Raw genomic sequence first — 13,234 nt, forward strand, 5'->3', positions numbered from 1 at the left:
CAAGCGCTCGCAACAATTCACTTATAGTGACGAACCGGCCGGGTTAATCGGGCCGACCATAGGTGACAATGCCTGCGTATCGGCGCCCGGACCCCGATGGAGGACGTCACCCAAAGTAGTCTGTTTGCCGGAGGCAGGGCCGGGCAGACAGCACGCGCCACCTGAATCGCGCTTCTCTTTTCCCCTCGGAAAAGGGACGTCCAGGTGGTTCTCCGCTGCTACGAAAACCCCCGGAAAATGGCCGCCCAGGCCGGTCCGGGTGATTTCCTATTCCGCGGCTCCGGGCTCGACGAGAGCGTCTCCCAGGGGCGTCCTCCGATACAGGACGCTCCGGCCGTCGCGGGTTTTCGTCACCGCGCCGGCGTCGTACAGGACCGCCAGGTGATCACCCACCCCGCCCGTGCTGAGGCCGAGCCTGCGGGAGAGCAACGTGGTCGTGGACGGCTGGTCGAGAGCGCGGAGGAGGGCGGCCCGCGTCTGGCCGATCAGGCGGTCGGCGCCGTCCGTCGCGGCCCGGCCGCCGCCCCAGAGCCGACCGGCGCCGCGCGCCGGGTAGATCAGCGCACAGGCCTCCGGAGGAGCCGTGGCCAGCCATCGTCCGCCGAGCGTGCAGGGCACCAGCGTCAGGCCCGCGCCGTCGAGCGCACGGTCGGGTCCGCTGATGCCGGCGATCTCGATGCGGTCGCTGGTGAGCCAGCGGACCCCGAGGTTCATCCCGGACAGGGCTCCCGACCAGCCGTGCGCCGTCAGCAGGCCCGTACGGTAGAGCACGTCCTGCTCGGCGATCGCCTGGAGACGGGGCCACATCGGCTCGACCAGTTCGCTCCAGACGGAGAGCAGGCTGTCGGCGACGCGCTCCGCGACTCCCGCGCCGGCGAGGCCCTCGCCCAGCGGGCGGCCGCCACTGCTCACGTCCAGGTCGTGCCGGGCCCGCGCGTCGGGGGTCTCGGCGATGCGGGTCAGTTCCCGGGTGACGGTCGTACGCAGGTCCGGCGGCGGCGCGCAGATGAAGTCGGGCAGCCAGGAGGTGGTCGCGACGAGCTCGGCGAGGGCGGCGACGGTGGGGTCGCGGCGGCAGAGACCGGCGTAGACGGCGCGGCCGTATTCGCGCCAGGGACGCAGTTCCACCGGGCGCCTGCGGCCGGCGAGAATCTGCAGCGCCGCTATGGTCTCGCCGATCGGCGACAGCGCGAATCGAATTCCCACCAGATCGTCCGCCGAGACGCGGAGCACGACCATGTTTCGCCTCCAGGCGTAAAGATGGCCCGCATAATCAGGCCTGCCGCATGATGTCGACGTGGTGAGTTACGGTGACGTGCTGAAGGTGCCCGAATTCCGGGCGCTTTTCTGCGGGCACAGCCTGACGATCGCCGGCAAGACCATGCAGCAGCTGGCTCTGGCGTCGCTCGTCTTCGCGGCGACCCGCTCGCCTCTCCTGTCGGCGGTCGCGTTCCTGGCCGGGTTGTTGCCGCAGGCGATCGTCGCCCTGACGGTGATGTCCCTGGCCGACCGGCTTCCGCCTCGCCTCGCCCTCACGGTCTGGGAGGCCGTCAGGGCGGTGACGCTGTGCGGCCTGGCGTTCGGCGTGCTCCCGGTCTGGGCCGTGCTGCTGACGATCCTGCTCCTCGGCTCCGGCGACGCCGTCGCCGTCGCCGTCCGGCAGGCCCTCCTCACCGACATCCTCGGCCGGGAGCAGTACGTGCCGGGCCGGGCGCTGCTGAACATCGTCGTCGGCGTGATGCAGATACTCGGATTCGCCGCCGGCGGCATCCTGGTCACCTCTGTCGGTGTCTCGGGAGCTCTCTGGGTCGCGGCCCTCGCCGCGCTGGGCGCCGCCGCGGTGAGCTGGTGCGGGCTGCGGCCGAGGCCCTCGCGCGGCCCCGCCGGAGACGCCGTGCGAGCCACGTGGGCGGGCAACCGGACGCTCTTCGCGGACCGGCGCACCCGCGGCCTGCTCCTGGCGCACTGGCTGCCCAACGGTCTCGTCGTCGGCGCCGAGGCGCTCTACGTGCCGTACGCCGGGGACATGGCCGGCGCGCTGTTCGTGGCGGCGGGGGCCGGCATGCTCCTCGGCGACGTCGTCGTCGGGCGTCTCACGCCGGAGCTCAGAGGCCGGCTGATCCTGCCCCTGTCCCTTCTGCTCGCGGTGCCCTATCTGGCGTTCCTCGTGATCCCTCCCGGGCCGGGCGCCCTGGTCGCGGTCGCCGTGGCGTCGTTCGGGTTCGGCTCCACGCTCGGCGTTCAGGAACGGCTCGTGGTGGCCATGCCCGAGCGGCTGTGCGGGCAGGGCCTCGGCCTGGCCATGAGCGGCATGATGACGATGCAGGCCGTCGCCGCGTCCCTGACGGGGACGGCGGCCGAGCTCACGAGCACGGGCACCGCCATGGCCCTGGCCGGCGCCGGTTCCCTGGTGCTGACGCTCGCCCTGATCGCGCACGTCGGGCCACGCTGGCGCGCCGCCCGGGGCGGCGCCGTACCGGATCTCGACCCGGCGGTCTGAGTGGTCCGCCGGGTTCACGCTGCGGGACGCGCGCATCGGGGAGCCTCACCCGGCGCCCGACACGGAGTCGACGAGGGCGCGGCCCAGCGGCGTGGCGACGTACAGCACCTCGTTGGCCCGGCGGCTGCTGCCCACCAGGCCGGCGTCGCGGAGGACCGACAGGTGCCTGCTGACCGTGCCGGGCGCCAGGTCGTGGCGGCGGGCGACCTCCGTGGTCGTGTACGGACTGCGGAGTTCGGCGAGGATCGCCGCGCGGGTGCCGCCGAGAAGGTTCCCGAGGGCCCGCCGGCCGTTCACGCCCTCGCCCGGGCCGCTGTGCAGGCCCAGCGCCAGATCACGTGCGGACGTCCCCATGGGATGCACCAGGAGGGGCCGGTCGGCGTCCGGCAACAGGATCTCGCTGCGCTCGCAGAAGACGGACGGGACCACGACGAGGCCGCCGCCGTCCCGGAGCCGCGGACCGGCCTCCCCGTCACCCTCGACCCACAGCCTCGGCCGTCTCCACGCGAGGCCGTGTCCCAGGGACCGCAGCAGTTCGTCCGGGCCGCCGCTGAGCAGCGCCCGCGCGTGGACGGCCCGCTCCGACTCGACGGCCGCCCTGAAGCGGTTCCAGTACGGCGCGATCACCGTCTCGCAGTACCAGAGCAGCGCGGACACCACGGGTTGTGCGGGAACGGGCTCAGGCGGTGCCGTCGGCCGGCGGGTGCCGTGGCCGGAGGCCCCGGCGCCGGCCTCGGCACCGGCGTCCGCGCCGGCCTCGGCGCGGTGCGTGAGGGGATCGTGCTTTCCGACCGCCCACGAGACCACGCGCACCTGGTCGGCCAGGGTGCCCGCGCCGCCGATCACGCGCCGTACGATCCTCAGCGCGCCGTGTCCGAACGCGCCGTGTTCCGTCGTCCCGTGTCCGACGGCCCTGCCGCCGCCGTGGCCGAGCCTCAGCCGGGCGCGGGTCCGCGACCGCCATCTCGCGTACGAGCCGGCGGAACGCCTGTCGAGGATCTGGAGGCTGAGCGACACTTCGAGCGCCAGCGACGGCATGGACGCCACACTTATCCGGGAAAGATCGGTCTCGCTGAGGGTGATGCCGCCCAACTCTCCTCCACTCTCGCGCGACGCCGGAGCCTCGCGGATACCCAGAGCCGTTTCCCGGAAATCGCCCGGCCAATCCCCTCATAACAAGTCCGAAGATTCGCCTGTAAGCGAATAGCGGCAGAGGCGGGCCGATCATCAGGGACTTTTCCCCACCGCCGAATCTCATTGCCAGGCGGCCGCGGCGCTCCTAGCGTCGGCATGGCGAACCCGGAACCACAGGTGTTCGCCCCGTTCGTTTCCGAGTCGCGGAATGCGGGTTCGCGTTCGGTTTGCCAGGGGGCGTTCGGCCATGCCCTCGCGTCACAGGGAGGACCGGTGGGCGGCTCGTGAACACCATGAACGGATCGGCGGAGCGGACGCGGCCGCACGACTGGTTCGGCGACCGGCAGGCGATCCGCCCGCGCGGCCTGCGACCCCGGCAGATCCGCGACCTGGTCCGCTACTACATGGCGGACACGCACCTCATGCCGACCTCGGTGCTGCCCCTCTCGCCCATCGTCATCCCGCGCAGTTCCTACGCCGAGGTCTTCCGCGCCGGCCGCGTGCTGCTCGACCTCCTGCGCCGCACCGTTCTCGGGCTCGCGCCGACGCTGCGGGGCAGGCTCGACGGGCTCGGCACGAGCGCCGCGGACTATCCCCTCGTGGTCGGCGACCCGTTCGTCGAAGAGGAGTTCGCCGCCGCCATGGCGAGGCCGGACGTCATCATCGGCGCCGACGGGCCGCGGTTCATCGAGTTCAACCCCTGCGGCACCCCCGGCGGCGTCATCGAGACCCATTCCTGGCTGAGGGCGTGGCGGGCCGCCTACCACCGCTACGGCACGGCGCCCTTCCGCAGTTCCGACCCCGTGCACGCCCGGGCGGACTTCGTCGCCGACGCCTGCGACCGTCTCGGCGTGGAGCCGAGGGCCGCCTGGGTGACCAGCATGCGGGATCTGCCGAGCCGGATCGCGGTCAAGTACTTCCACCTCGAACTCGAACGCCTGCACCACCGGGGGATCTCCGCCGAGTTGTTCACCCCCGAGGACCTGCCGCACGGACTGATGGACGGCGACCGCCTGGCGTTCCCGATCGGTGTCCGCTGCTTCACGGTGCCGGAGTGGCGGGAACTCGGCATCGACATCGAGCCGGTGCGCCAGGCTCTGGACGCCGGCTGCCTGCTGCTGCCCACGCAGACGTGCGGGCTGCTCGACAACAAGAAGGCGCTCGGCCTCCTCTCCGAGGGGCAGCCCTGGATGAGCGCGGCCGAACGCGCCTTCGTCGAGCGCTACGTGCCGTGGACCCGGATCGTGGCCGACCGAGCCGTCGACTGGCGTGGCGAGCAGGTGGACATGGTCAAGCACCTGGAGGCCGGCCAGCGGGCGATGGTGCTGAAGCGCGGCATCGGCATGAAGGGCGAGGCCGTCCTCGTGGGCCGGGGATGCACCGCCGCGACCTGGCGGCGCGCCCTGGACGAGGCCGTACGGCTCGGCGACAGCGTCGCGCAGGAGTACGTCGAGCCCGTCGCCTGCGAGGTCGACCTGAGCTGGAGCGACAACGACGCCGGCGTCGTCGAGACCTACCCCGTCCTCGGCCCCTTCCTTTTCGGCGACCGTCCCGGCGGGCTCTGGGCCCGGTTCTTGACCGAGGGAAACGAGGGCGTCTTCACTCGATCCGTCTACGGTTCCTGCGAGAACGTCGTGGTGGCCGCGGCCTGAGGCCCGAAATCGCGAGGACCGCCCGATTCTCCTCGTGAACGATTCCCCGAACTCGGTCGTTTTCCCGGAAAACAGGCGGATCGATGCTGCGAGGGAATGGATGGATCTGCTCGGCGCCGCCACTTTGGCGGTCTCTCTGCTCGCGCTCGCCGTGTCCGTCGCGACGGCGCTGCGGCAGATACGGATAATGCACCACACGAACCAGCTCCCCGTTCTGGTCGAACTGTTCCAAGAATTCCGGTCATCGGAGTTCCAGCTCGCCGAGCGGTACGTCGTCCAGCGACTGCGGGACGAGCACGATCCGGAAACGGGCTGCATGCTGCTGCCCGAGGAGGCGTTTCTCGCCGTCACCAAGGTCATCGGTTTCTACAGCGGATGCGGCGCCTTCATCGCGCGGAAGGTGGCGGACGAGGGGCTGGTCGTCCCGCTTCTCGGCTATCGGGCGAGCAGGGCGTGGGACGCGCTGGAGCCGTTCATCAGGAGGGAACGGGAGATCCGGGAGTCGAGCGATCGCTATGCCAGTGTTTTCGAGGATTTCGTGTGGCGGGTCCGGCGGCACACGTCGCTGGAGAAGGCCTACGGTCTCCGCCTCAGAACGCTCCCGCCGACCCCGGCCAGGGATGTTCCGCCCCCGGAGCCGCAAACGACGTAACCCTCCCTTATCGGCGAGCGAGCCAAGGCCTGATTAGCGGCGTCGCGGACGGGATAAGAGTGAGGAAGGTCACTGCGGCGCCGAGGGGAGAACCAGATGCGGTCCACGTCGTCACCGGTGAGCCGGGCGGCCGCCGGCGTGTACGCGGGCCTCGCCGCCCAGGTCGTCTCGCTGGCCGCGCTGGCGGTGTTCGAGCAGGCCAGGGGCAGGCGGCTGGCCGCCCAGATCGCGGCCTTCGGCGGTGACCCCGCCTCCCCCGCCGCACGGGCCGTCAGCGGCGCGGCGACGGCGTTCGCCGTGCTCGTCCTGGTGCTGATGACCGCCACCGTGGCGGCCGCGTTCGCCTACCTGGCCTGGCTGCGTCTCGTACGGCCGGCCACCCCGCCCGCGGTGCTCGCGGTGGCCTGCCTCGTGCCCGGGATCAACCTGGTGATGCCGCCGATCCTGGCCGACCGGGCGTGGCGTGAGACGCCGGCGCCCGGACGCAGGGGTCCGGGACGAACGCGGCGCGCCGACGGGGACGACCGCGATCCCGCCTACGGCACGGCTCCGGAGACCGGGGCGCCCGGCGCTCCGGGCGACGGGCCCGGCCGCGTCCGGTGGCGGGCGACGCTCGCCTGCTGGTGGCTGAGCTGGCTGGCCGCGCTCGGCCTGGTGTTCGCCGGCCCGGCGCGGGACGGGCTGACCGGCCTCGGCCTGCCGCAGGTCGCCGCGGTGACCGTCGCGGCGATCCTCTGCGGCGCCGCCGTCCGCGAGGTCACCGACCGGCACGCGGGCGTGGCCGACCGCGGGCGCGACAGGCGGGGCGCCGCCCGCCCGCTGATCCGCCTCAAGCAGACCGGAGCGCTCTTCGAAGCGCTCGGCGGAACGACCGGCACGCCGAGCGGCCCGGTGCGCATCGCGGCGGACGGCGCCATGGAGGGCGCGATGGAGGGCGCCGGCGCGCGGCGCGCCGCAGCAGGTGACGGGACGGCCCGTCAGCGGCCGGGCGGGGGCCCCGAACTGCCGGAGCTGGCGTGCCAGAGCCGCCGCTGGGGCTCTCCCGGATGGCCGGGGAGCCGTCCCTCCCGCGCGGCGGGCGGGGCCCCGTTGTCGGAGTAGGGCGACACCCGGAAGCCGTTGCCGTACTCGATGGGCCGCCCGCCCACTCCGGCGCCCGGCACGGGCACCTCGCCGAGCACGGCGCGTACGGCGTCGAGCCCCCGGGTGCGCCACACGTGGTCGAGGTCGGTGAGGTTCCAGCAGTGCACGGCGCGCAGCGAGACGGCCCTGATCCCGGTGCGCCGCACCACTCCCCGGGCGGCCAGCAGCCACGAACCGAACACCGTCGCGGCCGTGTGCGCCTGCACCGACTCGAAGAAGGTCAGGTCGATCGGGCCGGTGGAGTCGTCCAGGGTGGTGAAGATGACCCGCTGCCCCGAGCGCACCGCGGGCGTCTGGGTGGCGACCTTGACCCCCGCGACCAGGATCTCCGCGCCGTTGCGCTGCCGCAGCAGGTCGGCGGACCTCGTCACGCCGAGCGCGTCGAGCAGGTCGTGGTAGAAGTCCATGACGTGGTGGCTGACGTCCATGCCGAGGATCGCCAGCTCGGCCTCGACGGCCTCGGCCTCGGTCATCTCCGGCAGCTCGCCGGGCGCGACCCGCTCGGTGAACCCCATCGGCAGCTGCCCCGCCGCGCCGGCGGCGCCGCGGTCGAGCGCGCCGACCTGGGCGATCAGGTCGCGCCTGGTCAGCCGTCCGGGGCGCCAGCGCGGCTCCCCCGGCCGCAGGCCGTGCAGCGCGTCGAACCCGCCGACCTCCACGATCCGCTCGGCGACCGGCCGTGAGGGCCGGGCCCGCTCCCAGAAGTCCGCGAGCGAGGTGTACGGCCGGCCGGCGACCATGCGGTCCACCTCGGCCTCGCTCACCCCCCGTACCGCCGAGAACGGCACCCGCAGGCCGTACCCGCGGCCGAACCCCCCGGGCCCGTCCTCCGCCGGACCCGTACGCTCGACCAGCCAGGTCTTCCCGGAGTGATTGACGTCGAGGGGCAGGACGTCCACGCCGCACTGGCGGGCCTCGTCGAGGATCACCCGGCTCGGGTACATGCCGGGGTCGTGGGTGAGCACGCCCGCGAGGAACGCGGCGGTGTGGTGCCGCTTGAGCCAGGCCGACTGGTAGGTGGGCAGCGCGAACGCCGCCGCGTGCGCCTTGCAGAACCCGAACCCGCCGAACGCGTCGAGCACCCTCCACGCCCGCTCGACGACGTCGGGGGCGTACCCCCTCTCCCGGGCGAGCGGCACGAACCACGCCCGCACGGCCTCGCGGCCCTCCGGCGTCCCGAGGGCGCGGCGGGCCCGGTCCGCCTCGGCCAGCCCCGCCCCGGTCATGACGTCGATGACCTTCATGACCTGCTCGTGGAAGACGACCACCCCGTTGGTCTCCCGGAGCGCCTCGCGCAGCGACTCGTGCGGATAACGCGCCTCCCTGAAACCGTGCCGGGTCTCCAGGTACGGCGTGACCATGTCGGAGTTGACCGGTCCCGGGCGGAACAGCGAGATGTCCACGATCAGGTCGTGCATGGTGCGCGGCTCCAGCTTGGCGACCAGCTCGCGCTGCCCCGGCGACTCGATCTGGAAGCACCCGATCGTACGGCTGAGGCGGATCATGTCGTAGGTGTCGCGGTCGTCGCGGGGAACGGCCTCCAGGTCGATCCGCCGGCCCTCCACCCGCTCGACCTCCTGGAGGGCGTAGGCGAGCGCCGACTGCATGCGCACGCCGAGCACGTCGAGCTTGAGCAGGCCCGCGTCCTCGACGTCGTCCTTGTCGAACTGCGACATGGGGAACTCCAGCAGGCTGCGCTCGACCGGGGTGCGGTCACGCAGCGTGGAGTTGCCGATCAGCACGCCGCAGGGGTGCAGCGCGATGTGCCGGGGCAGCCCGTCGAGCCGCTCGGCCAGCCGGAACACGGCCTGGAGCGACCGGTCGTTCAGCCCGCTGTCCCGCAACTCGGGCAGGTCGGACAGCGCGGCCCTGATCTGCCTGGCCCGCACCTGCGGGAACGCCTTGGCGATGACGTCGATCTCGTGCGGCGGCAGGCCCATGGCCGCCCCGACGTCCCTGATCGCGCTGCGGGCGCGGTAGGTCTCCATCATCGACACGCAGGCCACCCGGTCCTCGCCGTACCGGCCGAGGATCGCCCGGTAGCAGTCGAGGCGGCGGGCGGACTCCACGTCGAGGTCGATGTCGGGCAGGCCCGGACGGCCCTCGGACAGGAAGCGCTCCATCAGCAGGCCGTGTTCGAGCGGGTTCACCTCGCCGACGCCGATCAGGTAGTTGACCAGGCTGCCGGCCCCCGAACCGCGGATCGCGCACCGCACGCCCATCGCCCGGATCATGTCGGTGATGCCGACGACCGCGGTGAAGTATCCCGACAGCCGCTTCCGCTCGATGATCCCCAGCTCGGCCGCCAGGCGGTCGCGGGCCTCCGCCGAGCGGTCCAGGCCCCGCCGGGCCAGCCCCTCCTCGCACCGGCGGCGCAGCAGGGGGACCGGGTCCTCGCCGACCTCCGGCAGGTGCAGCCGGGGCCGTTCGGGTTCGAGCATGGGCACGATCTCGACGGGGTCGAGCACGCACCGCTCGGCCACCCGGCGTGTCTCGGCCAGCAGCCGCCCGGCCCGGCCGGGGTCGCCGCCGCAGATCCGCGCGGCCACCCGCGCCATCTCCGCGCCGTCCTTCAGGTACGCGTGGGCCGTGGGGTCGTCGATGTGCCGCCCGTCGAGGGGCACGAGCTTGCGCGCCGCGTCGAGCACGTTGCCGACCTGGTGATCGGCGGCGTCCAGATAGCGGACCGCGTTGGTCAGCACGACCGGCACGCCCATCGAGTCGGCCAGCCCGATCATGCGGGCGGCGACGTTCGCGTCGCGGTAGCCGTACAGGTCGGAGACCTCGACGACCAGATCGGGGAGCACCGCGCGCCAGGCGGTCAGCAGGGAACGGGCCTGGTCGTCGCGCCGTTCGGCCACCGCGCGGCCGAAGCCGGAGCGGGGCCCGAGCAGCACGGTCAGGCGCGGCCCGCCGTCCGGGCCGGTCGCGTGCTCGGCGATCATCCCCGGCGTGACGTACGGCTCGCCGCGCTCCCCCGCCCCGTGCGCGGCGGTGACGAGACGGCACAGCGAGGCCCAGCCGTCGGTGCGCGCGAGCACGACGACCCGCGCCGGCTCGCCCGGTGTCCTCCGTACGGCCCGCCGGCCCGGCGCCGGGAACAGCCCTTCACCCGGGAACGGCCCTCCGGCCGCGAACGGGCCTTCGGCGGCGAGTGGGGCGGAGCCGCCCGCCGCCGACGGGCCCGCGCCGAGAGCGAGGTCCACTCCGGCGATCGGGCGGACGCCCCGCTCGTGACACGCCCTGACGTGCTTGATCGCGCCGTAGAGGCCGTCTCGGTCGGTCAGCGCCAGCGTGTCCATGCCCTGCTCGGCGGCCCGCCGGACGAGGGCGTCCGGGAACGCGGTGCCGTACCTCAGCGAGAAGGCCGACGCCACGTGCAGGTGAGCGAAGGGCCGCCCCTGGAGCGTTCCCATCGATCCCAGGCCCATCAGTCCCAGGCCCTCAGGAGGAGCCAGCCGTCGCTCGCGGTGTCGAAGCGCAGCTCATAGGTCCCCACCTCCCTGCCGGCCGCCGCCCCCACCCGCCAGAAGCGCCGCTCCCCGGGATCGGCGTCCGAGGTCTTCCACCATTCACGGGCGACCACCCAGTGATCCTGGATTTCGCGGACGGTGTAGAGCCGGTCACGCCAGACGAACTGCACAGGCTGCCCGTCCCGCACCCACACCTCGATCGGATCGCCGTAAAGTCTGCTCAAGACTCCTTCTCCCTGTGGCTTCGTGGCCACCCGGGGGAAGACGGGCGGATGATTCGGGCAGAATCGCCGCTACTTCGAACATACGTTCACAGAGGGCCGAACGCAAGTCGGCGCGGCGCCTTCGGCCGTCCGTTCCGGGAGGTGTTCGCCACACCCGCGCCTCACGCCCGAGCAGCGGTCACCGGCCGGTCATCCGGCCACCCAGATCCCGCTCCCCCGGTACGGCGGCTCCTCACGCTCGGTCCCGTCCGCCGCCACCGCCCAGACGCGCGCCGTCCCCGGCTCCCTGACGACGGACCCCACCCCGGTGTGCCCGAGTGGACCTGCCGGAAACGTCCCGTGCGTCCACTCGCCGCCCGACAGGTGACCGACCGCCGTGTTCCACTCGTTCTTCGCGTAGAACAGCCAGAACCCGCCCCGGCCGTCGGCCTCCAGCCGCAGGTGGGGGTCGAGCTCGGGCTCGGGGACCAGGCTGTAGCCCCACCGTCCGTTCTCCCGCCGGAGAAGCAGCGTGCGGCCGCAGAAGGTCACGTCCTCCTCCTCGGTGCCGCAGACCCACGCGACCCAGCCGACGGCCGCCACCCGGCCCGACTCGTCCACCGCGAGGTCCACGAGCTCGGAGAGCTGGTTCCGGTGCAGCGCGGGAACCGCGGGGAGCGGGACCGTGCTCCAGGACCAGCCGTTCCACCGGGCGACGGCGGCCCGGCCGCGGCTCGAACCGGCCACCCAGACCTCACCGCCGGGCATGCCGTCCACGTCTTTCGCGACCAGCGGCGGCCGTGCCGTGCGCCAGGCCCTGCCGTCCCAGCGCCGCAGATCGGCTCGGGAGCCCCAGGGCCCCTCGGCTCCCCCGGCTCCGTCCAGGAAGTTGGCGTTCACGACCGCCCACACGTCGCCGGGAGCCGCCGCGTGCACCCGATCCGGTCTCCCACCCGGGCCGGGCGCCGTGGTCCACCTCCGCCCGTCCCAGCGCGCGGCGGTCATCTCCCCGAACAGCCACACGTCGCGGTCGGAGGCGGCGGCCACGGCACGCGGCTCGGTCACCGGCGGAGCCGCGACCTCCCGCCACCCTCCGCCGTCTCCGCGCAGCAGCAGCGGCGCACTCGTCTCGGGCCCGCAGGCGTGGGGCACCCGGGTGCCGGCCGCCCACACGGTCTTCTCCCGGGTGACGGCCAGGCCCATGAGGCGGTCGCGGTAGTCGTAGTACGCGCCCCGCCACTCTCCGGCCCGCCCGCCGTCTTCGCCAGGGCCGGGCCGAGGCGTCGGCGAGCCGGTCAGGCAGGGGGGCGACGGGCGCTCGGCGGGCGTGTCGCCCCGGGCGTCGGCCTCGTTCCAGGTCTCGAGATCACGCGGCAGGGTCGACCCGCACGCCGCCAGCACCATCGCGGCCAGCGCCGCCGTCACGCACCTCATCCGCGTCCGCACACCCCATAGGACGCCCCCATCCGGCATCCGGTTCTGCCGAGTCCCGCAGTCCGCCGGTGGATTCGCGTTAGGATACGACTGTATCCATTCAGAGGGGACGGGGCACGCCATGCGTACACCTGACCGGCCGTCGGCTTTCACCGGCGACTCCGCGCGCGACAGGTACCACGCCGCCTATGACCGAGTGCTCGGCGAGTTGTGGCCGGCGCCGGTGGACGCCGCCGACGTCGAGACCCGCGCCGGCCGTGTGCGGATCCTCCGGGCCGGGCCCACCACGGGAGATCCCGTAGTCCTCCTGGCCGGCGCCGGGGGAAACGCGCTGGCCTGGTACCGCTACATGGAGCCGCTGGCGCGCACGCGCCCGGTCCTCGCCGTCGATCCGCTCGGCGAGCCCGGCCGCTCGGTCCAGACGCGGCCGCTCACGACCGGAGCCGAGGTCGGCGGCTGGTTCACCGACGTCCTGGCCGCGACCGGTGCCGAGCGCGCGCATGTGGTGGGGTCCTCGTACGGCGGCTGGACCGCGATGGAACAGCAGCGTGGCGGGGGCGGCCGGGTGGCCGCGCTGACGCTGGTGGACCCGGGCGGCTTCGCGCCGTTGCCCAGGCGGTTCATCCGGTGGGCCCTTGCCGGAGCCGTCGCCTCCACGCTTCCTCGTACGTTGCGGCACCGCATGGCCGGCGTGGTCGACAACGGGGTGCTGCGCGAGGATGGGCTGGTGGAGCTGATGCGGGCCGGCTGGTCCTTCCGCCGGCGTATGCCCGTCCCGCCCGCCTACACCGACGAGCAGATACGCGAGGTGTCCGTACCCGTGCAGGTGCTGCTGGGCGCCCGCAGCGCGCTGCTCGACGCGGAGGCGGTGGCCGCGCGGCTGACCGGCATCGTGCCGTCCTGGCGCGTGGAGATCGTGCCCGGCGCCGGACACGCGCTGCCCGTCGAGGCTCCGGACCTGGTCGTCGAGCGGATCCTCACCTTCCCCGGCCGAGCCCGGGCCGAGAGCTCACCACCGAAGCACAGCACGGACCGCGGATAGG

General features: G+C 73.3%; 9 protein-coding genes. 4 read left to right on the forward strand and 5 right to left on the reverse strand.

The window, feature by feature from the left end; genetic code table 11:
- Positions 1-267: 267 nt before the first annotated feature.
- Positions 268-1,239 carry an ArsR/SmtB family transcription factor gene (locus FED44_RS23015; protein WP_138462001.1) on the reverse strand — a complete coding sequence of 324 codons (972 nt, stop codon included), beginning with the start codon at positions 1,237-1,239 and terminating at the stop codon, positions 268-270.
- Between the two features lie 58 nt (positions 1,240-1,297).
- Here FED44_RS23015 and FED44_RS23020 point away from each other — a divergent pair, with 58 nt between their 5' ends.
- Positions 1,298-2,500, forward strand: coding sequence for an MFS transporter (locus tag FED44_RS23020; protein ID WP_138462002.1), 1,203 nt, complete (start codon positions 1,298-1,300; stop codon positions 2,498-2,500).
- 45 nt (positions 2,501-2,545) lie between these two features.
- On the opposite strand, the gene FED44_RS23025 is transcribed toward FED44_RS23020, so the two are convergent.
- A complete protein-coding gene (locus tag FED44_RS23025) occupies positions 2,546-3,592 on the reverse strand; it encodes an ArsR/SmtB family transcription factor (protein WP_138462003.1) in 1,047 nt (348 codons plus the stop codon).
- Positions 3,593-3,918: 326 nt separating this feature from the next.
- Here FED44_RS23025 and FED44_RS35955 point away from each other — a divergent pair, with 326 nt between their 5' ends.
- Positions 3,919-5,286 carry a hypothetical protein gene (locus tag FED44_RS35955; protein WP_167521565.1) on the forward strand — a complete coding sequence of 456 codons (1,368 nt, stop codon included), beginning with the start codon at positions 3,919-3,921 and terminating at the stop codon, positions 5,284-5,286.
- Between the two features lie 34 nt (positions 5,287-5,320).
- On the forward strand, positions 5,321-5,938 hold the full coding sequence (locus tag FED44_RS23035) for a DUF4760 domain-containing protein (RefSeq protein WP_138462004.1): 618 nt from the start codon (positions 5,321-5,323) through the stop codon (positions 5,936-5,938).
- 977 nt (positions 5,939-6,915) lie between these two features.
- Here the strand turns inward: FED44_RS23035 and FED44_RS23040 are convergent.
- The 3 genes from FED44_RS23040 to FED44_RS23050 form a co-directional block, all read right to left on the reverse strand.
- Positions 6,916-10,497, reverse strand: a complete 3,582-nt coding sequence (locus FED44_RS23040; RefSeq protein ID WP_138462005.1) for a DNA polymerase III subunit alpha — start codon at positions 10,495-10,497, stop codon at positions 6,916-6,918.
- A gap of 14 nt (positions 10,498-10,511) precedes the next feature.
- Positions 10,512-10,778 carry a DUF6504 family protein gene (locus FED44_RS23045; protein ID WP_138462006.1) on the reverse strand — a complete coding sequence of 89 codons (267 nt, stop codon included), beginning with the start codon at positions 10,776-10,778 and terminating at the stop codon, positions 10,512-10,514.
- 189 nt (positions 10,779-10,967) lie between these two features.
- Positions 10,968-12,182: a hypothetical protein gene (locus FED44_RS23050; RefSeq protein ID WP_138462007.1), complete on the reverse strand. Its 1,215-nt coding sequence runs from the start codon at positions 12,180-12,182 to the stop codon at positions 10,968-10,970.
- Between the two features lie 130 nt (positions 12,183-12,312).
- On the opposite strand from FED44_RS23050, the gene FED44_RS23055 reads away from it, so the two are divergent.
- The gene (locus tag FED44_RS23055; protein WP_138462008.1) at positions 12,313-13,233 is read left to right on the forward strand and encodes an alpha/beta fold hydrolase; all 921 of its coding nucleotides are present in this window, start codon (positions 12,313-12,315) and stop codon (positions 13,231-13,233) included.
- Position 13,234 lies beyond the last annotated feature (1 nt).

It is taken from the genome of Microbispora triticiradicis, assembly GCF_005864065.1.
GTDB classification, from domain to species: domain Bacteria; phylum Actinomycetota; class Actinomycetes; order Streptosporangiales; family Streptosporangiaceae; genus Microbispora; species Microbispora triticiradicis.